The organism is Sulfuricaulis sp. (genome assembly GCF_040901545.1).
Classification (GTDB): Bacteria; Pseudomonadota; Gammaproteobacteria; order Acidiferrobacterales; family Sulfurifustaceae; genus Sulfuricaulis.
Genome location: NZ_JBBDYL010000031.1, coordinates 35,144 through 61,460 on the forward strand (window position 1 = coordinate 35,144; position 26,317 = coordinate 61,460).

General features: G+C 54.8%; 23 protein-coding genes and 3 tRNA genes. 15 read left to right on the plus strand and 11 right to left on the minus strand.

The genetic code is table 11. The annotated features are described in order from the left end of the window. Positions 1-229: 229 nt before the first annotated feature. Positions 230-358 carry a hypothetical protein gene (locus WD823_RS05370; RefSeq protein ID WP_368428452.1) on the plus strand — a complete coding sequence of 43 codons (129 nt, stop codon included), beginning with the start codon at positions 230-232 and terminating at the stop codon, positions 356-358. Between the two features lie 116 nt (positions 359-474). Here the strand turns inward: WD823_RS05370 and WD823_RS05375 are convergent. After that, positions 475-549 (minus strand) — tRNA-Val (locus tag WD823_RS05375). A 254-nt stretch (positions 550-803) separates the two neighbouring features. Between WD823_RS05375 and gltX the strand changes: the two genes are divergently transcribed. The 4 genes from gltX (at position 804) to lhgO (ending at position 4,426) form a co-directional block, all read left to right on the plus strand. After that, positions 804-2,222, plus strand: a complete 1,419-nt coding sequence (gene gltX / locus WD823_RS05380; RefSeq protein ID WP_368428453.1) for a glutamate--tRNA ligase — start codon at positions 804-806, stop codon at positions 2,220-2,222. Between the two features lie 170 nt (positions 2,223-2,392). Beyond that, positions 2,393-2,468 (plus strand) — tRNA-Ala (locus WD823_RS05385). A gap of 111 nt (positions 2,469-2,579) precedes the next feature. Next, positions 2,580-2,655 (plus strand) — tRNA-Glu (locus tag WD823_RS05390). Between the two features lie 562 nt (positions 2,656-3,217). After that, the gene (lhgO, locus tag WD823_RS05395) at positions 3,218-4,426 is read left to right on the plus strand and encodes an L-2-hydroxyglutarate oxidase (protein ID WP_368428454.1); all 1,209 of its coding nucleotides are present in this window, start codon (positions 3,218-3,220) and stop codon (positions 4,424-4,426) included. Between the two features lie 233 nt (positions 4,427-4,659). Here lhgO and WD823_RS05400 read toward each other — a convergent pair whose 3' ends face one another. The 3 genes from WD823_RS05400 to WD823_RS05410 form a co-directional block, all read right to left on the minus strand. Then, entirely contained in the window at positions 4,660-4,890 is a 231-nt protein-coding gene (locus WD823_RS05400; protein WP_368428455.1) for a hypothetical protein, read from the minus strand. 293 nt (positions 4,891-5,183) lie between these two features. Next, positions 5,184-6,455: an HD-GYP domain-containing protein gene (locus WD823_RS05405; RefSeq protein WP_368428456.1), complete on the minus strand. Its 1,272-nt coding sequence runs from the start codon at positions 6,453-6,455 to the stop codon at positions 5,184-5,186. 120 nt (positions 6,456-6,575) lie between these two features. Next, positions 6,576-6,893 carry a PilZ domain-containing protein gene (locus WD823_RS05410; protein ID WP_368428457.1) on the minus strand — a complete coding sequence of 106 codons (318 nt, stop codon included), beginning with the start codon at positions 6,891-6,893 and terminating at the stop codon, positions 6,576-6,578. Between the two features lie 588 nt (positions 6,894-7,481). On the opposite strand from WD823_RS05410, the gene WD823_RS05415 reads away from it, so the two are divergent. The 5 genes from WD823_RS05415 (at position 7,482) to WD823_RS05435 (ending at position 11,082) form a co-directional block, all read left to right on the plus strand. Next, entirely contained in the window at positions 7,482-7,862 is a 381-nt protein-coding gene (locus WD823_RS05415) for a winged helix-turn-helix domain-containing protein (RefSeq protein ID WP_368428458.1), read from the plus strand. A 19-nt stretch (positions 7,863-7,881) separates the two neighbouring features. Beyond that, on the plus strand, positions 7,882-8,643 hold the full coding sequence (modA, locus tag WD823_RS05420; RefSeq protein ID WP_368428459.1) for a molybdate ABC transporter substrate-binding protein: 762 nt from the start codon (positions 7,882-7,884) through the stop codon (positions 8,641-8,643). Positions 8,644-8,651: 8 nt separating this feature from the next. After that, positions 8,652-9,314: a molybdate ABC transporter permease subunit gene (gene modB, locus WD823_RS05425; RefSeq protein WP_368428460.1), complete on the plus strand. Its 663-nt coding sequence runs from the start codon at positions 8,652-8,654 to the stop codon at positions 9,312-9,314. A 10-nt stretch (positions 9,315-9,324) separates the two neighbouring features. Next, positions 9,325-10,458, plus strand: a complete 1,134-nt coding sequence (locus WD823_RS05430; RefSeq protein WP_368428461.1) for an ABC transporter ATP-binding protein — start codon at positions 9,325-9,327, stop codon at positions 10,456-10,458. Positions 10,459-10,887: 429 nt separating this feature from the next. Beyond that, entirely contained in the window at positions 10,888-11,082 is a 195-nt protein-coding gene (locus WD823_RS05435) for a hypothetical protein (protein ID WP_368428462.1), read from the plus strand. 148 nt (positions 11,083-11,230) lie between these two features. On the opposite strand, the gene WD823_RS05440 is transcribed toward WD823_RS05435, so the two are convergent. The 4 genes from WD823_RS05440 to WD823_RS05455 are packed head-to-tail and all read right to left on the minus strand — an operon-like array spanning position 11,231 to position 15,759. After that, on the minus strand, positions 11,231-12,922 hold the full coding sequence (locus WD823_RS05440; RefSeq protein WP_368428463.1) for a methylmalonyl-CoA mutase family protein: 1,692 nt from the start codon (positions 12,920-12,922) through the stop codon (positions 11,231-11,233). 13 nt (positions 12,923-12,935) lie between these two features. Then, on the minus strand, positions 12,936-13,901 hold the full coding sequence (meaB, locus tag WD823_RS05445) for a methylmalonyl Co-A mutase-associated GTPase MeaB (RefSeq protein ID WP_368428464.1): 966 nt from the start codon (positions 13,899-13,901) through the stop codon (positions 12,936-12,938). Then, positions 13,901-15,334, minus strand: a complete 1,434-nt coding sequence (locus tag WD823_RS05450; protein ID WP_368428465.1) for a phenylacetate--CoA ligase family protein — start codon at positions 15,332-15,334, stop codon at positions 13,901-13,903. The genes meaB and WD823_RS05450 overlap by 1 nt, the downstream gene beginning before the upstream one ends. Positions 15,335-15,351: 17 nt before the next feature. After that, positions 15,352-15,759: a cobalamin B12-binding domain-containing protein gene (locus tag WD823_RS05455; RefSeq protein ID WP_368428466.1), complete on the minus strand. Its 408-nt coding sequence runs from the start codon at positions 15,757-15,759 to the stop codon at positions 15,352-15,354. Between the two features lie 294 nt (positions 15,760-16,053). On the opposite strand from WD823_RS05455, the gene WD823_RS05460 reads away from it, so the two are divergent. The 5 genes from WD823_RS05460 (at position 16,054) to WD823_RS05480 (ending at position 22,815) form a co-directional block, all read left to right on the plus strand. Beyond that, on the plus strand, positions 16,054-17,922 hold the full coding sequence (locus WD823_RS05460) for a putative bifunctional diguanylate cyclase/phosphodiesterase (protein WP_368428467.1): 1,869 nt from the start codon (positions 16,054-16,056) through the stop codon (positions 17,920-17,922). 616 nt (positions 17,923-18,538) lie between these two features. Further along, positions 18,539-19,501, plus strand: coding sequence for a Bug family tripartite tricarboxylate transporter substrate binding protein (locus tag WD823_RS05465; RefSeq protein WP_368428543.1), 963 nt, complete (start codon positions 18,539-18,541; stop codon positions 19,499-19,501). A gap of 154 nt (positions 19,502-19,655) precedes the next feature. Then, positions 19,656-20,189, plus strand: coding sequence for a tripartite tricarboxylate transporter TctB family protein (locus WD823_RS05470; RefSeq protein WP_368428468.1), 534 nt, complete (start codon positions 19,656-19,658; stop codon positions 20,187-20,189). A gap of 259 nt (positions 20,190-20,448) precedes the next feature. Further along, the gene (locus tag WD823_RS05475; RefSeq protein ID WP_368428469.1) at positions 20,449-21,951 is read left to right on the plus strand and encodes a tripartite tricarboxylate transporter permease; all 1,503 of its coding nucleotides are present in this window, start codon (positions 20,449-20,451) and stop codon (positions 21,949-21,951) included. A gap of 33 nt (positions 21,952-21,984) precedes the next feature. After that, positions 21,985-22,815, plus strand: coding sequence for a cytidylate kinase family protein (locus WD823_RS05480; RefSeq protein WP_368428470.1), 831 nt, complete (start codon positions 21,985-21,987; stop codon positions 22,813-22,815). A gap of 62 nt (positions 22,816-22,877) precedes the next feature. Here WD823_RS05480 and sucD read toward each other — a convergent pair whose 3' ends face one another. From sucD to WD823_RS05495, 3 genes are all read right to left on the minus strand, one after another. Then, entirely contained in the window at positions 22,878-23,756 is an 879-nt protein-coding gene (sucD, locus tag WD823_RS05485; RefSeq protein ID WP_368428471.1) for a succinate--CoA ligase subunit alpha, read from the minus strand. 2 nt (positions 23,757-23,758) lie between these two features. Then, positions 23,759-24,931, minus strand: coding sequence for an ADP-forming succinate--CoA ligase subunit beta (sucC, locus tag WD823_RS05490; RefSeq protein WP_368428472.1), 1,173 nt, complete (start codon positions 24,929-24,931; stop codon positions 23,759-23,761). Between the two features lie 331 nt (positions 24,932-25,262). Then, complete coding sequence (locus WD823_RS05495) at positions 25,263-26,279, minus strand: 2-dehydropantoate 2-reductase (RefSeq protein ID WP_368428473.1); 1,017 nt, start codon at positions 26,277-26,279, stop codon at positions 25,263-25,265. Positions 26,280-26,317 lie beyond the last annotated feature (38 nt).

Genomic DNA, 26,317 nt, shown 5'->3' on the forward strand with positions numbered 1-26,317 from the left:
GGTCTCCGTGAAGCTTTCAAGTCGGTGGCATAGGCGATCTTAAACACATGAATCACCGCTTTGTTGTTAAGCAAAAGCGCTCACGTATTTTCAGAGCGACGCCTGAAGTCCAGGCTTGCAGGAGGTAAATACAGGTGACCAGCGGAAATGATGCGCAAGATTCGCGGAGACTAAATCCGTGCCCTGATCTTTAATCTTGAAACGCCCCCCATTCTAACCGCAAACTCGGGTGTTTACCGATATTGAAGTTGAACCCAGCGCCTCATGTGGCGGTGTGATTCGGGAATTCGCCTGTCTGCGCGCCGCGCTGCCCGGCACCATGGCGCGCGAACGCGGTGTCGGTCACGGTGGAAAGTGAGAAGACGGATTCGGATCTGCTAACCACTTGAATACATGGTGACGATACCGGGGTCGAAGTAGCGAGCACTGCCGTGGCCGGCAGCAGGCTTGAATAGAAGTAAGTGCTTGAAAAGATGGTGGGCGATGCAGGGTTCGAACCTGCGACCCCTGCCGTGTGAAGGCAGTGCTCTACCGCTGAGCTAATCGCCCTATTCAGACGACTGACGACAGAAGACACAGGACTGAATCAGAAGACTGATAGGGACAGAAGACTGAAAAGACCTTAGCTTTACAGTCTTCTGTTTTCCGTCCTCTGATTACAGGCTCAATCTTCCGTCTTCTGTTCTTTATCCTCAGGTAAGGTGCGCCAGTTTAATGCCGGCAGCGAACGAGCGTCAATCGAGCTGATTTTGTCATCGTTTTTCTTTACCATTGTGTTTCCGCCCTAACCCTGAGCCAGCTCCGTGACCGCCCGTACCCGATTCGCCCCGAGCCCCACCGGTTATCTGCACGTGGGTGGCGCGCGTACCGCGCTTTTTTGCTGGCTGTACGCGCGCCAGCACGGGGGAACTTTTATCCTGCGCATCGAGGATACCGATCTCGAGCGATCGACCGCTGAGTCGGTGGACGCGATCCTGCAGGGCATGACCTGGCTGGGGCTGGAATACGACGAGGGACCGTTTTTCCAGACACATCGCTTTCCGCGTTACCAGGAAGTCATCGCGCGGATGCTGAAGGAGGGCACGGCCTACCACTGCTATTGCAGCAAGGAACGCCTGGAAAAGCTGCGCGCCGAGCAGATGGCACGCAAGGAAAAACCGCGTTATGACGGCAAGTGCCGCCCGGGGGTGGCCCAGCCCCCGCGGGACATTCCACCCGTGGTGCGCTTCAAGAATCCGCCGGATGGCGCGGTGGTGGTGGAAGATCTGATTCGCGGGCAGGTGGTTTTTCAAAACAGCGAACTCGACGATCTGATTATCGCGCGGGCTGACGGTTCGCCGACCTACAATTTCACCGTAGTGGTGGATGACATGGACATGCATATCTCGCATGTCATTCGCGGCGACGATCACCTCAACAACACGCCGCGCCAGATGAATATGCTGCAGGCGCTTGGCTGCAAACCGCCGGTTTACGCCCACGTGCCGATGATCCTGGGCCCGGACGGCGCGCGCCTGTCCAAGCGCCACGGCGCCGTGAGCGTGATGCAATACCGCGAAGCGGGTTATTTACCTGATGCGTTGCTCAATTATCTCGTGCGGCTCGGCTGGTCGCATGGCGACCAGGAAGTCTTTTCCGTTGATGAGATGATCAAATTATTTGACATAGCGAAGGTTCACAGCTCGACGGCGGCATTCAATCCCGAAAAACTCATGTGGCTTAACCAGCACTATATTAAGAATAGCGAGCTGAAACACGTGGCGCATCATCTGAGCTATCACTTGGGCAAACTCGGTATTGATCCCGCCGCGGGAGGGCCTGAAATGATGGAGGTTGTGAAGGCGCAGCGGGAACGGGCCCGGACGCTGGTGGAGATGGCGCAAAACAGCGCGTTCTTTTACAAGGATTTTGACGCGTACGATCCCATGGATGCCGCCTCGCATTTGAAGCCTGAAGCAAAACAGCCGCTGAGCCAACTGCGCGACCAATTAACCGAGTTATCGCGCTGGGAAGCGGCGACGATTCATGAGGTTGTGACGAAGCTTGCCGAATCGCTGGGACTCAAGCTTGGCAAGATCGCGCAACCGTTGCGCGTGGCCGTGGCCGGACGGGCGATGTCGCCGCCGATCGATGTGACGCTGATGCTGGTTGGACGCGAGAAAACACTGAAGCGGATAGACAGGGCATTAGAACACATAAGGAAACAACCGGTTACGGCTTGACCCGTCGGTGGACGGGCAGTAAAGTAGCGCGCCTTGTGACACGACCAACGATGGCTTTTGCACGCTGGCACGTCATCATTCATATCGAGAGCGATTTTGCCAAGCCAGAGGCATGCTCCGACAGGGCAAACTCCAGGGAAGGAACGTTTTTTTGCCCCGGGAAATATTTAGGGGCTATAGCTCAGCTGGGAGAGCGCATGCATGGCATGCATGAGGTCGCCGGTTCGATCCCGGCTAGCTCCACCAATTTTTCGTGAACGGTGATTCGTGATCGGTAATCCGAAAAGGACGCGAGTTGCCGGGTACTAACAGCGTTTCGTGGGTCACGACTCACGAATCACTGCTCACGGCAGTTTTGTCCCCATCGTCTAGAGGCCTAGGACATCGCCCTTTCACGGCGGTAACAGGGGTTCGACTCCCCTTGGGGACGCCAAGGCAAACAACAAGGCCCCGCCCGAAAGGTGGGGCCTTGTTGTTTGCGTCGCGCACGCGACGGGATTTGAACCCGATGGGTTCGACCAGCACGCGCTTGGAGCGCGTGCGGAACAGCGGAGCGCAGCGACGCTGGCCCGAAGGGTGAGCGCCATGGATGGCGCGAGTACTCCCCTTGGGAACGCCAACACAATCAATAAGGCCCCGGCAGTATAGGTGAGGCCTTGTTATTTGGGTCGTGAGTGTGACGAGAATCGGATCATCAGGGTTCGGCGCAAATTAGCAGGTCAGACGATATAGAAAGACAAGTACGCCCATTAAAAGTGATGGCGACATAAAAACTCATTCCCGTGGTTGCTGAATTGTTCTGATATTTTCCAATGCTTCCAGGCTGATCAACCGTCGTGGCTATCCGTTCCGTGCGATGGTCTGAGAAATGGGAGCAAGTCAGAATGTCCTTTAGATGCTAGAGTCTCTATTGAGCGCTTGCCCGTGCGCGTCGCTCCTGTATGGCGCGTGCATGTCCATGTCCGAAGCGCGTTGAAGAGTCGGAGTCCTAACCAATGCAACAAACCACGGATTTTCTGATTATCGGTGGCGGTATCATCGGCCTCACGCTGGCGCTGGAGGCAAGACGGCGCTTTCCAAAATCATCCGTAACCCTGCTCGATAAGGAAAAAGTTTGCGGCAGTCACGCGAGCGGGCGCAATAGCGGCGTATTGCATGCTGGCTTCTATTACAGCGCCGACAGCCTGAAAGCGCGGTTCACGCGTGAAGGCAACCGCCGTCTGACCCAGTATTGTGTCGAACGCGGGTTGCGGATTAACCGCTGCGGCAAGCTGGTGGTGGCGCGGAATGCTTCGGAACTGCCGGGCCTGTCCGAGCTGCTGCAACGCGGCAAGCGAAACGGCGTCGAGGTGCATGAGATCACCGAAAAAGAGGCCAGGGAAATCGAACCGCGTGCCCGAACCCACGAGAAAGCGCTGTTTTCGCCGTCAACGTCCTCGGTCGATCCGACCGAGGTGGTGCGAACATTGATCGGCGATGCGCGCGCCGCCGGCGTGATTATGTTTACCGAGACCGCTTATCTGCAAAAAACCGCTGGTGCTATCCTGACCTCGAGGGGACCGATTGCCGCCGGTTTTGTCATCAACGCTGCCGGCCTGTACGCCGACAAAATCGCCCGTGACTTCGGCTTCTCGGAGGATTATCGAATTCTGCCGTTCAAGGGACTTTATTTGTATTCCGATGAGCCAGCCGGGGCATTACGAACGAATATCTACCCCGTTCCCGATGTGGAGAAACCGTTCCTCGGCGTCCACTTCACGGTGACGGTCGATGGCAAGATCAAGATCGGGCCGACAGCGGTGCCGGCCTTTTGGCGCGAGCATTATCGCGGTCTCGGAAATTTTTCCTTCACCGAGCTGTTCGAAGTCGTCGGCCGCGAACTGGGAATGCTGTTCCACAACGACTTTGGGTTTCGCTCGCTCGCCATCAATGAGCTGCGCAAATCCTCGAAGGCGGAAATGGCCAAGCTGGCGTCCGAACTGGTTACCGGCGTGACGCCGGAGCATTACCGAACCTGGGGACCGCCTGGAATTCGCGCGCAGCTCGTCAATATCACGAAGCGCAAGCTCGAGATGGACTTTCGATTCGAGGGAGACTGTCGGTCACTGCACGTACTGAACGCCGTCTCTCCCGCCTTTACGTGTGCGCTGCCGTTTGCCGAGTATCTGTTCGATTGCATTCAGCGCGACAAATTCGCGGCATAGGTCATCCCGTTCGGGACCTGGAATCTCGTGCGATCACGCTCCACGAATATGGCGATCAGACTGACGCTGTTTTTGGCCAAAGACATATAAGCGTTACCAAGCAATGACTCACGCTTGGTTGGAATGACCCGCGGCTTGGGCAGTGTAGCAGGGGAGATTGAAGTACTTGTGACGAACGGGTGTTTTTTGGAAGAAGTAATCTTCCTTTTTTTACTGAGTCGGTGAATAGAAATTTATCCGGTTACCCGTTTTGCGGAGCCGTCACGCGTACGTGCGGTATGTGACCGTTGATTCGCTGGATGACGGTGTTTTTTCCGAAGATAGGTCACGTTGCCACCGGTACCGCGGAGCAGCTGTTCATCGGTCAATTCGATTGCCCGGATCGCTTTCCCGAATGCCAAGGCGGCCATGAATCCGGCTACCGACCAAACTAGAAGAACCGCGAGGATCACTTCCGTATTCATTAACTTACTCCTTTGCGGGTATGCCCATCTGTATATAGTAGGTATCCTCCAATATCTTCCGGTTTACAATCATTAACACGTCTATTTCACTCTCAACGGTAGCTTTTCGCGGATGGATGGTCTTTGGCAGCCAGGCGCGAATACGTCATGACTAAGTGTGGGAGACGAGAGAAATCGCGGCTCTTAGGATTATCCGGAGATTGTAATTTCTCCGCCAGCTCGCGGGGCGGATATTTTTAATTCTTTACGAGAGGATGATTTTTACTCTCGAAACAAGGTAACAATCAATATTTTTATAATTGGATGATGTGGTCCATGGGGTGGATATCATACGTTCCCACGGGCAGGACGCGCGCGATTTTGACCTCCTGGCCATGGGCATCAATCTGGTCCATCAGGTCAACGGTGATCTTATGGCTGTAGGGAGTTTTGTCGGCGGTCAGCACCAGCGCCACCTTGGGTTTGAGGCGGCGCGCACGGTTGATTGAAATGACGACCCCGATGCTCCCCGTGCTGAGTTCGACCAGCGAGCCAATGGGAAAAATCCCCATGCAACGGATGAATTCCTCTACCAATTGGGGATGAAAATCCTTCTCGCGCCACTCGTACATGCGCTTGAGCGTATCTTCCGCTGATATCCCGCCGGAATAGCTGCGATCGCTTGTCACCGCATCGTATACGTCGACAATCGAACCGATAAACCCTGCCTGGCTTATCTTGTCCCCCTCCAGACGCACCGGATAACCGGCTCCATCACGACGTTCATGGTGTTGTTGAACAGCTTGCATGGCGAGCGGAGGCAGACCGCCATTTTTGTTTACCAGGACCACGCTCCATCCTACATGCCGTTTCATTTCCTCGAATTCCTGCGTCTCCAGCCCGGCGGGTTTATCGAGGATATGCTTGGGAATCTTCAGCATGCCGAGATCGTGCAACATGAGGCCGACGCCCAAGTCTATCAATTCTTCCTTGGTGTAGACCAAATGTCGTCCTATTGCGATACCCAGGATGCAAGATCGAATACTGTGTAACGCGGTGTAGTCACTGATCTTCCGCATGTAAGTCAGGCACACCATGGCGTCCGGATTCCTCAGCATGCTATTCACCATGTTGGTGACGACCTTGGTGACGATCGGGATTCCGAATTCCTTGTCTTTTCTGATATTTTCAATAACCTCCTGCATGGTATCCCTGGCTTCGACCTCGATTTCCTTGGCGCGCACAATTTCCTTTTCAATCGGGCTCTGATCCTCGTAGGCGGGGCGGGTAATCATGGTCGAGGCTGAATCGGCAAGTTGCCTTACCTTGAGGGTCAGGTTGTCGTCCTCCTGCTGAATGGCGCGCATCCGCGACTCAAACTCGGCACGATTGCGTGTCGGCAGCGCGTCGGGACCCTTTTCGAGATCGATATAGACGTATTTGCATTCCTTCTTGAGCAAGTCCATTTCCTGCGGAGTCTGAAGCTCAAAACCCTGGAACAGGAATGGCGTTTCAAGCCAGGGGCGATCCAATTCGGAGATATACATCCCCCACCGCAGGTCCATGACATCAATTTTCTTTTTCATCGGGTAACTATCGAGTTGAGAACGCCTTCCCTTTCAGGATGCAGAATTATCCATTTTCTTGATAACACGATTCACACCGTCGTAGTTAACACCGGGAATACTTAGGATTAAGTAAATCGATTACTGCGCTGCTTGTAAATACAACTGCAGCGCACTTTTGGCGTTGGGATCTAAATCGTGGAATTTTATCGCGGTACCATCCTTGGTGACTCGTGCGACGCTTGCGGAAAGACGGTAGGGCAGTCGCTCCTTGGATGCCGGTAACGAGATCGTCATTTGAACCGGTACGTCTCGATAGAGCGCGCCCCAACCTACTTTGAGCATGGCGCCATTTAGACTGAGATTATGGATCTGGCAAAGCCGGTGGCCTTCGCTGTGAATAATCATTACTTCCTGGTTCACAGGCTTGCGCGCGCTCATTCGCCGTTCGAGATCCATTTTCCCACCCCTGATCGAGTGATCGAAAAAACCTGTCAATCCTCAATGTTCTGTAAGTCTAGCCAGATTATACTCTGGCTAAGCGAGAAATTTGAATAGACCACCAAAGACTGCCTCCTTAAATACCGGTGTCTCGCGATAGGTACCCCATACTGTTTGGGGTCTTTCGACGATATCGCCCATGGCGGCACCTTCGCTGCCAAGATCCATGTTGGCGTGCATGATGTTCTGTGTGTTGTCTTGGCGGCGTGAAAGAATTTATCCAGCGGACATAACGGTTATTTATTCCCGCATTTGCGGCGCACACTCCGTTCACGCGCAATCTGTCGGTCGGCGGTGGAGCGATCATACGACTGCATCACATTTTACGTGGAGTAGTACGGTAATAATCAACTTACTGACCGGGACCACATTTTCTCAAGCCTGCCCTTTTTTAGTCCATGGTAATGGCGAAGGAACCCGTGCGCTGGCACGCGCTTTTCTGACTTGTGGACGATCGCAGATTCATTCGTTATAGTTAATTGACTATATCGCTTCGCATGGCATTCTCTTTTGTCATCGTCGCTCTTAACGAACACCTAACTAGTAATGCCGCGCCGCAAAACTCCGATCGCTCCGAGACTTCGTCTGCAACTCAAGCATGGCATCGCCATCGGACCGGGGAAAGCCGCGCTTCTCGAACAGATTGCACAAAAAGGCTCGATCAGTTCGGCCGGTCGTGAACTCGGCATGAGCTATAAACGCGCATGGCTCCTGGTGGACGGCATGAATACCCACTTTCGTGCCCCACTGGTTAAAGCGGCTAAAGGGGGGAAGCGAGGTGGCGGCGCCGTGCTGACCCTTCTCGGTAAGCAAGTGTTGCAGCGGTATCGGTGCATGGAACAAAAGGCCCTTAGAGCCATCACCTCGGATGTGACGCGGTTCGAGAAGCTTCTCGCCCGCAAGCGGGCATGCACCCGACTCCACTAATTTTGATCAGGAGGATTCGATGATGCGGTCTTGGCTGGCGGTGTTGTTGACGATGTGCCTTACCGCCCATGCGCAGGAGGGACCATTTATCGCCGCGGCATCCGACTTGAAGTTCGCCCTTGACGAGGCGGCAAAGGACTTCCGGACCAAGACGGGAAAAGCGGTGCGTGTCTCTTATGGATCGTCGGGAAATTTCTACCGGCAGATTCGGCAAGGCGCCCCTGTTGAAATGTTTTTGTCCGCTGATGAGGGCTTCGTGTTCAATTTGGCCAAGGCGGGATTGACGGTGGATGACGGCGCGCTATACGCCAATGGACGTATCGTTCTGTTCGCGCCGCGTGGCTCGCCAGTCCGAGTAGACGCGCGGTTTACGGACTTGCGTGCGGCGATTCAAGATGGCCGCGTCAAAAAGTTTTCCATCGCCAATCCGGAGCACGCGCCTTACGGCCGCGCGGCGCGCGAGGCCTTGCAGCATCAAGGATTGTGGGACGCGGTGGAACCGCGACTGGTCTTGGGTGAAAACGTCTCGCAGGCGGCGCAATTCGCTATGTCAGGCTCCGTGCAGGCGGGTATTTTCGCGCTGTCTTTCGCGTTGGCGCCCAACTTTGCCCAGGCGGGCACGCACGTTCTGATACCGGAAGATTGGCACCAGCCCCTGCGACAGCGGATGGTCCTCCTCAAGCGCGCCGGCAATACGGCGAAGGAGTTCTACACCTTCGTTCAGCAGCCATCGACCCGGGCGGTATTCAAGCGTTACGGCTTCGTACGGCCGGACGAATAATTTAAGCCATGGACTGGATTGCGCTCCGGCTCTCGCTTGTCCTGGCGCTCACCACGTCGGTCATCCTGTTGCCGATAGGCGTGTCGCTCGCGCGGGTGTTGGCCTACCGTGAGTTCTGCGGCAAGTCCGCGCTTGAGGCAACCCTGGCGTTGCCCCTCGTGCTTCCCCCAACCGTGTTGGGCTTCTATCTCCTCGTGGCAATGGGTGGCGCGTCGCCGATAGGGTCGCTGTACGAGAATATTAGCGGACACCCCTTGGCGTTCTCGTTCGCAGGACTCGTGGTGGCCGCGGTTATCTTCAACGTTCCCTTCTTTCTGATTCCCATGCAGCGGTCGTTCGAGGCTATTCCGTTGGAAGTCAGGCAAGCGGCGGCGTGTTGCGGTTTGTCGCGCTGGCGGACTTTGTGGCGCATTGAGCTGCCCTTGGCCTGGCCCGGCCTGCTTGCCGGGATAATCATGACCGTCGCGCACACCATTGGGGAATTCGGCGTCGTACTGATGGTCGGCGGAAGCATACCCGGGGAGACGAAGACAATCGCGATCTCCATATATGACGAAGTACAGGCTTTTGACATGAACGCGGCGGCGCTGATGTCCGCAATATTGTTGATGCTATCGCTCACGGCGCTGGCCATCACCAACCGGCTGTCGCGCAGAAGCGCGCGGGTCTGAGGCTTCAACGATGCTGGAAATAGACCTGCGCCAACCCGGTCCCATCCCACTGGATGCGCGCTTCACTTGTGCGCCGGGTGAAACGCTGGCCCTGGTCGGCCCGTCTGGAAGCGGCAAAACGACCATACTGAAAGCCATCGCGGGACTTTATCGTGTGGCCAACGGGCGCGTGCGGGTTGGGGACGAATGCTGGTTCGATTCCCAAGGCGGCGTGGACTTGCCCGCGCGCGCGCGTAAGAACGGTTTCGTATTTCAGAGCTACGCGCTGTTCCCGCACCTAACCGCGCTTGAGAATATTATGGAGGCGCTGGCCGCGGGTGTTTCGGCGGCGGCGCGCCTCTCGAAAGCGAATGAGCTGCTATCCGCCGTGAACCTCGCGGGTCTCGATAACAGGTTGCCGCATGCGCTTTCAGGCGGTCAGCAGCAGCGAGTCGCCCTGGCGCGGGCGCTTGCCCGAGAACCCGATGTGTTGCTCCTCGACGAGCCATTTTCAGCGGTAGACCAGGCCACCCGGGAAAAGTTATACGAGGAACTCGCCAACCTGCGGCGGGACCTGAAGATGCCCGTGGTACTCGTCACCCATTCGCTGCCAGAGGCGACGCTCCTCGCCGACCGGATGTGCGTGTTGTACCACGGACGCACGCTGCAAACCGGTACGCCAGAAGACGTCATGAACCGTCCCGCATCGATTGATGTGGCGCGACTTATATCCATGAAAAACATATTCACCGCGCGCGTCGCAGCGCACGAGCCGGCGCGGCTTGTCACCATCCTGGACTGGAATGGACTGCGGCTGGAGGCGCGCCTGCAACAGGCCCATGCCGCCGATGCAGACGTATCGTGGGTTATTCCCTCGGGCTCGATCGTATTGCACCGCAAAGACCGACCGTCAAAGGGGGAATGGGAAAACCCCGTAGCGTGCCGGGTCGTGCGGCATGTCGTGATGGGCGATAACACCTTATTGGCCTTGTCGCCGCTGCACGCTCCCGAACAACCTCTGACCTTAACCATCTCCACGCATGTCGCGCAGCGAAACGGTGTGTGGCTGGGGGTCAGCGCGAGTGTTTCGCTTCTGTCCAACGGAATCCACGTGATCGAGTCACATGGAATGCTACGTGGCGGGTCCTTACTATCGGATAGTTGACACAATATCACGGTCCAGACCCGCGTCTGACAGGCGCTGTCAAAGTAGATATGGAACATCCGGTCTTTCAACTAGGATAGCCGGGTGAGAATTTCCGGTTCCTGCCGACATTGGGGGAAAAGCGAGCGTATCTTTAGAGGCACAGAATGTGCTAAATCACGTTCTTGCGCTGGGCATAATCGCCCGTATTGCCATTAAACCGTGCATTGGCTGGCCGGGGGAGCGATTTTAATGCTTGCGTCGCTGGCGAACATTGCCTATCGGTGGGAACGTTATTAGCATATTTTGGAGGCGCCGAGTTACATTAACCGATTGAAACCGTCACTAACGTTTATCGGTTGGTGAACAACGCATATTGAATGGTCAACATTCTATCTTGTTATCGACCCGTCCGATTGCACTGATTATATGCAAGACCGCTAGCACCACATGATTGGGACATACATTCCATGGCTTGTCGGGCTGTCGGTAATTACGGCGATATTCGCTTCATTCACGGTTTTTCACCTCGTGGGTCGCAGCAAGACCCCTCAACGTCTCACACAGAAATCCCTGCTGTTCATGAGCGCGCTGCTGGCGGTGGCATCGCGCATTTCGAGAATCGGCCGTACCTCGAGTGCTTGAGCGGACCCTGAGGTGATCCATCCAGCTAGTTCCCGGAACACCCACGGCATGCACTCATACGATGATCCAGGGAATCGAAGCGCTGTCGAGGAGCCGGTTTTACCGCTCAGGTCAGGCGGCGATAAATCACCGTTATCGACTGGGCTTATCAGAATACCGGTGTTTCGCGATAGGTGCCCCACACGGTCTTAAGCTGCTCGACGATGTCACCCATGGTCGCGCCTTCGCGGACGAGTTCAATGGTGACCGGCATGATATTCTGCGTTTCGTCTCGCGCAATGTGAACGAGTTTGTCCAGCAAACTTTGCAATTTTTTATTATCGCGTTCACGGCGTACCCGCTGAGTACGGGCGACCTGGCGTGTCGCGGTGGTCGGATCATACGGGTGCATCTCGATGTTGAGTCTGTCCTCGCGTTCGACAAACTTGTTGACGCCCACTACCGGTTTGTCGCCGGATTCCTTGCGCAGCGCCGTCGCGTAGGCGAAGTCGGCCAGTTGCTTCTGGAACCAGCCTTCCTCGATCAGCTTGATCGTACCGCCGCGCTCATCGACCTCACGTAAAATTTCAAATATTCGCTTCTCATATTCCGCGGTCAGCCATTCCAGGTAATAGGATCCGCCCAGCGGATCGATCACGTGAGTGACGTTGGTTTCCTCGGCGATGATCTGCTGGGTGCGCAGCGCCATTCGCATCGCGTCCTCGGTGGGAATCGCAAATGCCTCGTCATACCCGTTGGTGTGCAGCGACTGGCAGCCGCCGAGGACGGCGGCAAGCGCCTGAATCGCGGTGCGCACGATGTTGATCTGGAATTGCGGTTTCGTGAGCGTGGCGGCGGCTGTCTGGCAGTGGAAGCGCAGGCGCATCGATTCCGGATTTTTGGCGTTGAACCGCTGTTTCATGATTTTGGCATAACAGCGCCTGGCGGCGCGGAATTTGGCGATCTCTTCGAAAAAGTCCGACTGCGACACGAAATAAAACGCGAGGCGCGGCGCGAATTCGTCCACGGTCATGCCGGTCTTGATGACTTCCTCGACATAGACGATGAGGTTGGCCAGCGTGAAAGCGGCTTCCTGAACCGGCGAGGCGCCGGCCTCGGAGATGTGATAGCCGGAAATGTTGATCGGATTGTAGCGCTTCATATTCCTGGCGCAGTAGGTGATGCAGTCCCGCACGATGCGCACCGAGGGCGCAATCGGGAAAATATATTCCTTCTGCGCCATGTACTCCTTGAGAATGTCCGCCTGTACGGTCCCGGACAATTTGTTCAGGTCGTAACCGCGCTTTTCGGCCAGCACGACATACATCGCCAGCAGAATCCAGGCCGTCGGATTGATGGTCATGGACACTGACACGTTTTCGAGATCGATGCCGTCGAACAGCGCCTCCATGTCGGCCAGCGTATCGACGGCCACGCCCTCGCGGCCGACCTCGCCCTCGCTCATGGGATGATCGGAGTCATAACCCATCAGCGTGGGCATGTCGAAATCCGTCGAGAGCCCCGTCTGGCCTTGCTCAATTAAAAACCTGAAACGTTTGTTGGTGTCCTCGCCGGTGCCGAAGCCGGCGATCTGGCGCATCGTCCAGAAACGGCTGCGATACATCGTGGGATAAGGGCCGCGGGTAAACGGGTAACGTCCCGGGAGACCGATGTCTTCGACCGGCACCTCCACAATATCAGCGGCCGTGTAAACACGATTTACCGGAATATCGCTGTTGGTAAAGAATTGCGGTTTGCGTTCGGCCTGTTTCTTCAAGAAGGCGGCCAGTTCGTGCTGTTCCCAGTCCCGGATGTCGCGTTCGAGTTGCTCGAGAATCGAGGGATCAAGTGTCTTGGTCATGGTTGCATTCCCCCTAATTTGTCTTTAGCGAATCTTCAATCAGGGCGCTCGCGAGCGCATAGGGATCGTCACGGCGGGTGAGCAACCGTTCCGTATACTCGGCGGTTTTTTGCGCCCGTTGCTGCACGAATCGTTCGGTCAAAATGGCCTCGGCGGTTTTAAGCAGGCGAAATTCAGCCACTTGGCGCTGGCGCAGTCGCCCCATTTCGGTATCGAACGCGATGCGTTTGTGTCGCCGGATCGCGTCGACGAGTTCATCCAATCCTTCACCGGAAACCACGCTGGTACCAATGACCGGTACCCGCCAGTCGGCCCCGGAGCCCCGGGCACCGAGAACCAGCATGGATTTGAGATCCGTGAGCGTGCGGATGGCATCGCTGCGGTCGCACTTGGAGACGACATGAATGTCGGCGATCTCCAGCATGCCGGCTTTGATCGCCTGAATCTCATCGCCCAGGCCCGGTGCCGATACCACGATGGTGGTATGCGAGGCGCGCGCAATTTCCACTTCATCCTGTCCGACGCCCACGGTTTCCATGATAACGGTGTCGAATCCCGCCACATCGAGTATGTCGACGACGTCCATGGCGGCGCGGGCCAACCCGCCGGTGGCGCCGTGGGTGGCCATGCTGCGGATATACACGCCGGGGTCGGTGCCGAGTTCCGACATACGGATGCGATCGCCGAGTATGGCGCCCCCGGAATAGGGGCTCGAAGGGTCGACGGCGACGATGCCGACTTTGCTTCCGTCAGCCCGCAGCCGTTGTGTGATCTTTCCCACCAGAGTTGATTTGCCGCTGCCGGGCACGCCGGTGATGCCCACCACATGCGCGCGTCCGGTGGCGCGGTAGATTTCCGCCAAGGCATCGCGGGCTTCCGCCACACCGGCCTCGGCGCGCGAAATCAGGCGGCTGACGGCGCGGGTATCCCCAGCGCGCACGCGTTCGACAAGTGTCCGGGAGGGTGTATAAGTCGTCATCAGCGGCCGGTATCTCCAAGTTTTTTGTGGAGGTCGCGAAACACTTCGCGATCGTCGATCACGCGCCTGGCCTTGAAATCGGTGCGCGGAATCGATCCGGGTTCCGCCACCTCGATCACGGCGCGCAACCCCAGCACCTTCTGAATTTTGGCGGCGACCTGAGCGCGGTAACGTGAAATAGATTCCGCGCCTTGCGAGTACGTGTTCGGATTGGCTTCGACACGCAACAACAGCTCGTCCATGGCTGCCTCGCGCGTGATCACGATGCGATGTTCACCGCCGTATCCGGAAAGTTCATTGAGCGCGGCGTCAATTTCACTCGGATAAACATTTTCGCCGCGGACGGTGAACATGTCGTCGATGCGCCCGAAGATGCCGTGGGGCAAGCGCGGGTAGGTACGGCCGCAGGGATTCGGTTCGTTCACCCACAGGCTGAGATCGCCCGAAACCAGGCGGATCATCGGTTGCGATATTCTTTCGAGATGCGTATAAACCGGCGTTCCGCGCTGGCCATAGGGTACTCGCCGAAAGGATTGGGGATCGCATACCTCGGTGTAGACCACATCCTGCCAGCACAGCATACCCGAAGTCTCGGCGGTTCCGGCCACATTCATCCACGGCGTCATTTCGGCCATCGAACCGGAGTCGAACACTTTTGCGCCGTACAGCTCTTCGATCTTGTCGCGCACGGACGGAATCGAAGCCCCGGGTTCACCCGAGAAAAACATGCGTTGCAGGCCAAAGTCGCGTGGATGCAAGCCTTCGTCCGCGGCGGTTTGTGCGAGATGCAGCGCATAGGTGGGCGTGCCGTAGAAAGCGGTCGGCTTGAGCAGCGCGAGCCATTGTGCCGCGCGGGCACTCATGCCGGGGACGCCGGCACCAAACGGGAAACATTTCGCGCCGAGCCGCTCGGCACCGGCAAGTGCACCCCAACTGCCCATGTACAGGCTGAAAATCGCGGCGATGCAGAGGGTATCTCCGGGGCGCATTCCCATGGCCCACATGATCCGGGCATGGGCGTTGGCGATGGCGCGCCAGTCGTCGCGGCTGATGGCGAACACCGTCGGCCGGCCGGTAGTGCCGCTGGTACCGTGGATGTGGAAAATATCGCTCTCGGGCACACACAGGTAATCGCCGAAGTGCGGGGCGCGCGTCTGCGCTTCACGCAAATCCTTTTTCTGGATGACGGGGACTTTTTCCTCGAAATCCTCGAGCGATTTCAATTGGTCGGGATGAAACCCGGCATCATCCCATTTGCGCCGGTAAAAAGGGGCATGGCGGTAAGCATGGGCGCACACCTGCTTAAGACGTTCGAGAATCAGAGTCTCGCGTTCCGCCACGGGCATGGTCTCGCGTCTGGGAAACCAGAAGCGGCTGTGCGCGGATGGAAAATAGGCGTCGTCGTACTTCGGCGGGAAGCTCCAGGATTCCATTGAATGCTTTTCGTTCTCTAGCGCGGGCCGCGCTCGGCGACCAATTGGGACAGGGTTTCGACAATCGCGCGTGGCGGGGTATCCTGCAACAAGACCTCGCGCACGCCCATGTTCTTGAGTGCGACGACATCTTCATCCGGCATGACCCCGCCGGCGACCACGATGATGTCATCAGCCGCATTTTCATTGAGCAGTTTGAATATTTTCGGAAACACGGTGAGTTGTACGCCGGATAAAACACTCACGCCCAGGATGTCGACGTCCTCCTGGATCGCGGCGGTTACGACTTCCTCGGGCGTGCGGTGCAGGCCGGTGTAAATGACATCCATGCCGTGGTCACGTAACGTCCGCGCCACGACCTTCACTCCTCGATCGTGACCGTCGAGGCCAACTTTGGCCAGCATCACGCGTATCGGATGAGTCATGTCATCCCCAGACTCTTAATTAAAGAGGGCGTGTTAATTATCGCTATATTGTAATGCCGGGAGCGCCGAATCAATGGTGCGCCGGTCAAACGAGCGCGGCATGGAACCAACGCAGCCGTTAGTTGATAACGAGGTCGATCTCTGATCCGGTTGTATATACTGAAGATATCAGCGGTTTACAAAAACTTACGGGGTTAATTCGGCGGAATCAAGATTGAACCAGATAAACCAGAGATTACCCGTGATATCACTTTGTCAACCCGTATTATTGCTGTAATCGTTGACGATAACGGCATGGAAAATATCAACAGTTGGTCCATCATAATCGCGAGCCTGATCGCGACGGGAATCGGGCTTTTGGCGTTATTTCTGGTTTCACAAAGAACGGTTCGTGCCAGAACGGAATTGCGATTGCACCATCGTGCCATTGAAGCCAGCGTGAACGCGATTGTGATCATGGGAGTCAACAAGCCCGGGTATCCGATTGAATACGCCAACCCCGCCTTTGAACAGATAACAGGTTATACCGCCGGAGAAGTGCTTGATCGTAGTCTTGATCTTTTGTGGGGAAATGATTCGACACAACCCGGATTGGACAGCGTGCGGACGGCCTTCCATGACCAGTCCGAGGGGCATGCCGTGCTTCGTGGGTATCGAAAAGACAACAGCTGGTTCTGGATGGCCATCAATATTTCCCCGGTACCGGATGATAATGGTAACGTGACACACCTGGTTGCGGTTTTTAATGACATTACTGCGACGAAAAACTACGAGGAACAGCTGGAAAAACAGGTCAATTACGATCCGTTAACCGAGCTCCCCAACCGCAACTTATTACAGGACCGCTTGTGCCAGGCGGTGGCCTTGGCGCAGCGGCAGAATCACCTTGTGATAGTCGCCTTGATTGACGTGGATAATTTCAAATTCGTCAATGAAAGCGTCGGGCACAAGGTCGGGGATGAAGTGCTGAAAGTCATCGCGACGCGTATCCGCAATTGTGTCCGTAGCACCGATACCGTGGCGCGGCTGGCCGGCGATCAATTTGTGCTGATCCTGACCGGCCTGCTCAATGAAGATTACATTCCGAAGGTGCTCCAAAGGGTCATGGATGCCGTCTCGTTCCATCCCCAAGTTCTGGAAGAACTCGAAAAAGTGCTCAGTACCGTCTCCCAACCCATGGTACTGGAAAACCGGGAAATTGACATTACCTGCAGTATCGGCGTAAGCCTGTTTCCTCATGATGCGAAAGATACAACGGTTTTACTGAGGAATGCCGATGCCGCCGTCCGCCGCGCCAAGGATCTGGGGCGCAACAATGTCCAGTTCTTTACCGCCGAATTGAACGCACGGATGAGCGACCGGTTGTCGCTTCAATCCATGATGCGCCGCGCCCTGGAACGGGAAGAATTTGAGTTGTATTACCAACCCAAGGTCAATCTGGCGGACGGAAGGATATCAGGCGTCGAGGCGCTGCTCCGATGGAACAGCCCGGACCGCGGAATGGTTCCGCCGGTTGAATTTATCCCCACCCTTGAAACTTCAGGGCTGATTATCGACGTGGGGAAGTGGATCATGAAGCGCGCCGCCTCGCAATACGTGGAGTGGCGCTCACGGATGCCGCAACCTCCCCGGATTGCGGTCAATATTTCCCAGCTACAACTGGCGCAGAAAAATTTCACCGCCATCGTGGAAGCGATTGTCAAAAGTCATGGAGACAAAAGCGATTGTGGCCTGGACCTGGAAATCACCGAAAGCCTGATCATGCGGGATATTGACGCAAACGTCTCCAAGCTCAAGGCGATACGTGATATGGGTGTCAATATTTCAATCGATGACTTCGGGACTGGACATTCTTCTCTCAGCTACCTTACCCAGTTGCCGGTCAATGCCCTTAAAATCGATCGTTCATTTATTACCCATATGGCAGGCAGCTCCGAAAGTCTGACGATTGTGCTGGTTATTATTTCCTTGGCCCACTCGCTCAAACGCAAGGTTATTGCAGAAGGCGTTGATGACGCAGCCCAGATGGATTTGTTACGCCAGTATGGTTGCGATGAGGCGCAGGGTTATCTGATTGGTCATCCCATGCCCGCCGGGGAATTTGAAGCCTGGTACATACGGTGGAGTTCCTCTCAAAAACCTGACAAATCTCGTGGGGTATAACGGTAACAATTGAATTCACGTCCATTTCAGCTAGTGAGCGCGGCCAATCCTACACCAACATCCCCTGACTCATGTCGTCGACACGAAACAGGCTGCCAGGCAAGGTTGCTACCCTTCACTTTTTCGACCGGCTTGATGGAATATATGTTTGAGCGTGATTGACCTGAACTTAATTATGTTCACGCCTGCCAGAGGAGCTGATCTGTTTTCCCCGAAAGGATTTCAAATTTAATTTCCAAATATTCCGCTGCCAAGCCTTTTAGATGAAAGGGATTTGCCGCCAGTCAGAAGCAACCCTTGCGGGAATGTATAAAAGTGCCCGATACGGGAAACAACGCGTATTACTGTGGGAAAATGCTTTTTTTTCAATACTGGAACGAAAAACGGGGACATGTCATGATTGACCCGTCGCGTTTACCGAGGGCCGCGACGGGCGTGTGATTAATCTTGAAAATATATTGTATACCGCATACAGTTTGACCCTCAAATAACCTTGGCAATTTCGCTTGTTTTCAGAAGTGGAGCGTCAAGTCAATCGATAGGAGGCACAATGCAGATTAATAAAGCTACAACACTCGGTAGAGGTGTGATCGGAGCATTTATTGGAGCCGTATCCATGTTGTTGACGGCTCTTCCGCTGTCCGTACAGGCCGCTTGGGAACCGACAAAAACAGTCGAATTTATCATACCGGCCGGTACCGGCGGTGGCGCCGATCAAATGGCGCGGCTGACCCAAGGTGTGGTCATCAAGCACAAACTGATGAATCAATCCATGGTGGTAATAAACAAATCGGGTGGAGCCGGCGGTGAAGGTTTCCTCTACGTCAAGTCAGCAAAGGGCGACCCTCACAAAATCATCATTACCTTGTCTAATCTGTTCACCACCCCGTTGGCAACCGGAATTCCTTTCAATTGGAGGGATTTAACCCCTGTCGCCATGCTGGCACTGGATGAATTTGTACTCTGGGTCAATGCCGATTCGCCGTATAAAACAGCCAAGGACTACCTGGATGCGGTCAAGGCCGGCAAGGATAATCAGTTCAAAATGGCGGGGACCGGCTCCAAGCAGGAAGACAATATCATCACCGTGGCGCTGGAAAAATTTGTTGGCAAGAAGTTCACCTATGTGCCCTTTAAGGGCGGCGGCGATGTGGCGGTGCAGTTGGTCGGCAATCACGTCAATTCTACCGTGAACAATCCGATCGAGGCGGTGGCCCATTGGCGCGCCGGCAAGCTGCGTCCGCTGTGCGTGTTTGACGGCCAACGCATACCCTATAAAGATAAAATGACCGATACCATGTCATGGAATGATATTCCGACCTGTAAGGAAGCCGGCGTGGATGTGCAATACCTCATGCTGCGCGGCATCTTTATGCCGGGTGGGGTCACCCAGGAGCAGGTTGATTACTATGTCAATCTGTTCAAGAAGGTCAGGGAAACACCCGAATGGAAGGGCTTCATGGAGAAAGGCGCGTTCAATCAGTCATTCATGACCGGTAAAGAATATGCCGACTGGGTGAAGGATGCGGAAGATATTCACAAGGATCTGATGAAAGCAGCGGGGTTCCTCGCAAAATAAGCGGAGTGATCTTTCTGAAATAATATCTGATACAGGAATGCTAACTGCTGTAATGCCGGGTGAGGATGCCAAGCTGTCCTCACCCGGCTCTGCACTGTGCTAACGTCCGTACAAATCATCTTCGGTTGCGAGGCGTTATCAATAATTAGAGCCGATGGGGGTTTGTATGCAAGATAGCAGTAACGATAGTACCGGCAATTCGGGCAAGGGAGGGCTTTCGACCAAATGGGCGGAAATCATTGTCGGGGTCATCATCTTTTTACTTGGGTTGTTGGTGATTGTCGATAGTGTTCGCGTAGGAATCGGTTGGGCGCCGGATGGCCCGCGAGCCGGCTATTTCCCCTTCTACATCGGTTTATTCATCTGTGTGTGCAGTGCCTGGATCGTCTTAACTACATTTTTCAGCAAAAAGCCGGATACCAGTGCGTTTGTCGGCCCGGGAAAATTTAAACTGGTATTGTCGGTGCTTTTCCCCGCCATGGCTTTTGTTATCGCAATTTATTTCGTCGGCATCTATGTCGCCTCGGCATTCTTCATCGGTATCTTCATGCGCTGGCTAGGTAAATTCGGCTTATCCAAGATTCTCCCCGTGAGCCTCTTGACGCCGACAATCATGTTTTTACTCTTCGAGATCTGGTTCCTGGTACCGCTACCCAAAGGACCGCTTGAAGCCATGTTCGGTTACTGACAATCAGGCTGTTTGGACAGCAGAAGCTGATTTTCAAATATCAGAATAGCCATTGAGGGGCGGTGTAATGCCTGCAATAGTCAAGTTGTTCGTGAGCGGTCGATAAGGTAATCGTCGCAGGTACAGGTTACATGAGCGTGATAGAACAAGTAACGCATCGCACTTTTTCCCAGTTTGGCGATAGTTTTTTAGTGCCGTAATTATAATTTTCATTAGGGTTTCATATTAGCGCCATCCCAATCACGAGGGGAACAATGCAGTGGAAGAGATTAATAACTTAATGCACGGTTTCGCCGTGGCCCTGACATTGCAGAATGTGATGTTTATGTTTGTTGGAATTATATTGGGGGTGCTGATCGGTGTGCTACCCGGGTTGGGTGGCGCAAACGGCGTTGCCATTTTGTTACCGCTCACTTTCTCCATGTCTCCCACTTCCGCCATCATCATGTTGTCGTGCATCTACTGGGGGGCGCTGTTCGGCGGCGCGATTACGTCGATACTATTTAATATTCCAGGCGAACCCTGGTCGGTGGCTACCACTTTTGACGGCCATCCCATGGCCCAGCAGGGCCGGGCAGGCGAGGCGCTGACAACCGCGTTCACTTCATCTTTCGTCGGCGCGCTGATCGCAGTCGTCGTAATCACATTCTTGGCACCCTTGGTGGCGAAGTTCGCCTTGCAATTCGGACCACCGGAATTTTTCGCCGTGCAACTGCTTACTTTTTGCAGTTTCGTCGGTTTGGGCCGCGGATCACCGCCCAAGACCATTGCGGCCATGATGCTCGGATTTGCGCTGGCGGCGGTTGGACTGGATACGGTAACCGGAACGCTACGCATGACTTTTGGCACGGGTGAATTGTTGCGCGGCTTCGATTTCCTGATCGCCGTTATCGGATTGTTCGGCATCGGAGAAATTCTGCTGACAATGGAGGAGGGCCTGGAATTCAAGGGAGTGCGCGCCAAGATCAATCCCCGGGTGGTTTTCCAGACTTGGGCGCAGTTACCGAAATATTGGCTCACAGCAATCCGCGGCACGGTGATCGGCTGCTGGATGGGGATCACCCCGGGAGGCGCGACCCCGGCTTCGTTCATGAGCTACGGCATTGCGAAACGGTTTTCAAAGGATGGTGAAAAATTCGGCACCGGTCAAATGGAAGGAGTGGTGGCCCCGGAAACCGCCGCGCATGCCGCCGGTACCAGCGCGCTGTTGCCCATGCTGACCCTGGGGATTCCGGGTTCACCCACGGCAGCCGTGCTGCTCGGCGGGTTGCTTATTTGGGGGTTGCAACCCGGACCGCTTTTGTTCGTCGAGCAAAAGGATTTTGTCTGGGGTTTGATTGCCAGTATGTATCTGGGCAACATCGTGGGACTGATCGTGGTCCTGACCACGGTGCCTTGGTGGGCCGCCATTCTGCGCGTCCCCTTCAGCATCATAGCGCCGATTATTGTGGTGATCTGCGCTGTGGGCGCCTATACCGTACATAATGCGTTACTCGATGTCGCCATCATGCTGGTTTTCGGCGTCGTGGGGTATGCCTTCAAGAAACTGAATTATCCTCTCGCGCCGCTGGTGCTAGCGCTCGTGCTGGGCGATCTCGCCGAAAGCTCCTTCCGTCAGTCCATGCTGATGTCGCAGGGCGATTTATCCATTTTCTGGGAAAATGGATTGGTCGGAGGAATTGTCGGCCTCGCTTTGTTTATGCTGTTCTGGCCGCTCATCGCGAAGCTCTTCGTCAAACGCCGTGCAGGAGTGGCGGAATAACCACGGGGACATCCGTAATCGGGAGGAACTGTTATGCCGGTCATCGCAATGAATCATGAGATGGGCTCGCAAGGGATGTTCGTGGCGGAAGAGCTGGCGGCGCAGCTCGGTTTGTCCATGGTTCATCATGAAGTTGTTGATTACGTCGCGGAAAAAATGCACGCGCGAAAAAGCACGGTTCGACGATTCCTGGAAGGAAAAGCGGGCATGCTGGAGCGTTGGAGCACGGATGAAGGCAGTCTGGCAATATATAAAGCCGAGGAAATTCTCGATTTGGCGGCCAAAGGCAATGTGCTGATCCGCGGCTGGGGCGCTACTTATCTGTTGCGCCGGATTCCCCATGTCGTCTGTGTGCGAGTCTGCGCGCCCGTCGAACGACGGGTAAAATTATTGATGGAACGTCTGGATACGGACGAGGAATTCGCCCGGGAAGAAATCAGGCGCAGCGACGCGGCGCATGTCGCGAATATGCAGCATCAGTTTGGCGTTACCTGGGGTGACCCGCTGCTCTATGATATTGTGCTGAACACGGAGCGGGTCTCGATAGCAAGCTGCATCGAGCAGGTTAAGCTGCTCGCAAAGCAGCCGGAATTTCAGGAGACGGCGGCATCACGCGCACAACTGGAAATTCTCACTCTCGAATATCACATTCGTTCGGCACTGCAAAGCAATCCGGCAACTGCCGAAGTCGAAATAACAATCAACGTGGATGATGGAAAGATTGTTCTGCAGGGAATCGTTCTCAGCGAAGAAGAAAAGCGCGCGACGGGGGAAACAACCGCAAAGGTCGCGGGTGTCAAGCAAGTTGAAAATAAATTGAAAATAATGAGGGATGGGAAATTTTTCCCTTCGGCGAGGATGTAATTCACACCCCAATAGTGTTGCCGCGGATAAACGCGCAGTCCCCCATCCCCGGATAAACTATTTTATTTCAGTACCGACTTGAGCTGTTTTCCCATCTCCGCGGGGTTTCGGGTGATTTTAATCCCGCACTCCTCCATCACCGAAAGTTTTTCCGTAGCCGTGCCCTTGCCGCCCGAGATAATGGCGCCCGCATGACCCATGCGTTTGCCCGGCGGTGCCGTCACGCCGGCGATAAAGCCGACAACCGGTTTTTTCATGTTGTCCTTAACCCAGTGCGCGCAATCCTCCTCGTCGCTGCCACCGATTTCTCCCACCATTATCACTGCCTCGGTTTGCGGATCGTCATTGAACAATTTCATCACATCGATGTGTTTTAACCCGTTCACCGGGTCTCCGCCGATACCGACGCAAGTGGTTTGACCCAGGCCCAGCTCCATGAGTTGTCCGACTGCTTCATAGGTCAGCGTGCCGGAACGGGACACCACGCCAACAGGTCCCTGCTTGTGAATGTGTCCGGGCATGATGCCGATCTTGATCTCGTCGGGTGTGATGATGCCGGGACAATTCGGTCCCAGCAATAATGTCTCTTTCTTTTTCATTTTGTGCTTGGAGCGGACCATATCCAGAACCGGAATTCCTTCGGTAATGCACACAATGAATTCAATACCGGCCTCAACAGCTTCATCGATGGCCGCCGCGGCAAAACCCGGTGGAACGTAGATTACCGAGCAAGTGGCGCCGGTTTCCTTCCTGGCTTCAGCGACGGTATTGAAAATGGGTATCCCTTCGAAATTCTGACCGCCTTTCTTGGGAGTGACGCCGGCGACAAAAGCTTGTTTGCCGAAGGCATAGTTGACGCAATTCTGGGTGTGAAACATGCCGGTTTTGCCGGTAATACCCTGGGTGATCACTTTGGTGTTTTTATTGACCAGTATCGACATGCTCACCTTCCAGCCGCTTTCACCGCTTTCACCGCTTTTTCCGCGGCGTCGGCCATGTTGTTAGCCGAGATAATCGGAAGGCCCGATTCGGCAAGTATTTTTTTCCCGATTTCCACGTTTGTTCCTTCCAGACGCACAATCAACGGAACCGGGAGACTGGTTTGCTTCGCTGCCGTCACCACCCCTTGTGCAATGACGTCGCATTTCATGATGCCCCCGAATATGTTTACCAGGATGGCCTTTACTTTTGAATTCTTCAGCATGATCTTGAACGCTTCCGTTACTTTCTCCGTGCTCGCGCCGCCGCCGACGTCGAGAAAGTTAGCCGGGGAACCGCCATAGAGCTTGATGATATCCATGGTCGCCATGGCCAATCCGGCGCCATTGACCAGACAGGCGATATTTCCATCCAGGGAGATATAACTGAGATCGTGCTTCGATGCTTCAATTTCAGCCTCGTCTTCTTCGTCAAGGTCTCTCAGAGACTGAATATCCGGATGCCGATACAAGGCATTGCTGTCAAAGTTGATCTTGGCGTCCAACGCGAGGACGCGCTGATCGCGTGTGAGGATCAGGGGATTGATCTCGGCCAGCGAGGCATCCGTTTCAACAAAGGCATTATACAAACCTTGAAGGAATTTCTTTGCCTCTTCCATGGCCGCCGCGGGAATGCCGATCTTTCCCGCGATGTCTTTCGCTTCCGAATCGGTCAACCCGGTGTCTGGATTGACGAAAATCTTGTGGATTTTTTCTGGGGTATTAGCGGCCACTACCTCGATCTCGGTTCCACCTTCGGAACTCGCCATCAAGGCAACACGCTGGCTGCCACGGTCCACGACCATACCGACATATAACTCGGACTGGATATCCGCCCCTTCCTCGATCAGCAAGCGTTTTACTATACGGCCTTCCGGCCCTGTCTGATGTGTCACGAGATTCATGCCGAGAATGGCGCCGGCGAATTTTTTGACCTCGTCAAGTGACTTGGCCAGTTTCACGCCCCCGCCTTTTCCACGCCCGCCCGCGTGTATCTGTGCCTTGACGACCCAGACTTTCCCGCCTAATTCTTTTGCCGCCGTTACCGCTTCCTCGACGGAAAAGCAGGGCACGCCACGCGGCGTCGCCACGCCGTACTTTCTTAAAATTTCCTTTGCCTGGTACTCATGGATCTTCATGATTATCCTTTCGTCAGGACAAAAATAAGGAATACCCATTACTAATAACTGGCCGGGACTAAAAAACCGAAGCTTCTTTAAAATAAAGTCATTGATGCGCGACAAACCGGCAGACGTTCATTTGTGTTTGCTGCAGATTTGGCACTAAAAATCGGCATTCTCTTATGGCCATGCCGATCGGAGATTCTATGGTATTCGGTATACCATATACAAGATCAATCTCTCTTCATTGGTCTGCTAACTAAATCTCAGTCATGACCCGTGGCAGGAGAGCAACCTGCCTTATCCCGGAATGATTAACCGTTGTTTCACGCAAGCGTGAATATTAATTTTACCCAGCGGGGAGTTTTTCCGCCTTAAGCCGCGCGCCTTCGTCCGTGAGGGTTTTTGCCAATAGGCTGACGACGGCGTACACCGTGTCAATGTGCGGAGTCGGCGTTTGGGTGAGTTTCCCCAACTCGACGACAGATCCGATCAAGGCGTCGATTTCAATGCCGCGACCGGCCTCGACGTCCTGCAACATCGAGGTTTTGTGTTTACCGACTTTTTCCGCACCGGCGATGCGCTTCTCCAGCGGCACGCGGAATTCGATACCGAGTTTGTTCGCGATCGTTTGCGATTCCGTCATCATCATCGCCGCGAGATTTCGCGTCAGAGGAAACTGGCAGATATCGACCAGGGTGGCGTGTGTCAGCGCGCTGATGGGGTTAAAAGTCAGATTCCCCCATAATTTCAGCCAGATCTCCGAACGAACATTGGGCAGGATCGGTGACTTGAAACCGGCCTTAATAAAAGCTTCGGAGACTTTTTTGACGCGCGCTGTCTCGGTGCCGTCCAGTTCCCCGACCGGGAAGCGATCACCCTCAATATGTCGTATTACACCGGGCTGAACCACTTCAGCGGCGGGATATACCACGCATCCGATAACGCGATTGACATCGAGGTGATTTGCCGTGGCACCGTTCGGATCGACCATTTCTACACGACGTCCCTCGAATTCACCACCGTGTTTGTAGAAGTACCACCATGGTATGCCATTCTGTGTTGTTACAACGACTGTGTCTGGCCCGAACAATGCCTGTATTTCCTTGGTCGCCGACTCGACTTGATGCGCCTTTACGGCAAGTATGACGATGTCTTGCGCGCCGACTTCCTTCATATTGCCGGTAGCTTTGACATTCCTTGCGGCATGTTCACGGCCGTCATGCATCATTAATTTCAGGCCGTTTTTTCGAATTACATCCACCTTGGGCCCATGATCAATTACGGTGACATGTTCTCCTGCCAACGCCAGTTTTACTGCTAAATATCCGCCAATCGCACCGGCACCAATAATACATATTTTCATGAGCCTTGCTCCTCAGAAACGAATCATGTCTTGATGTA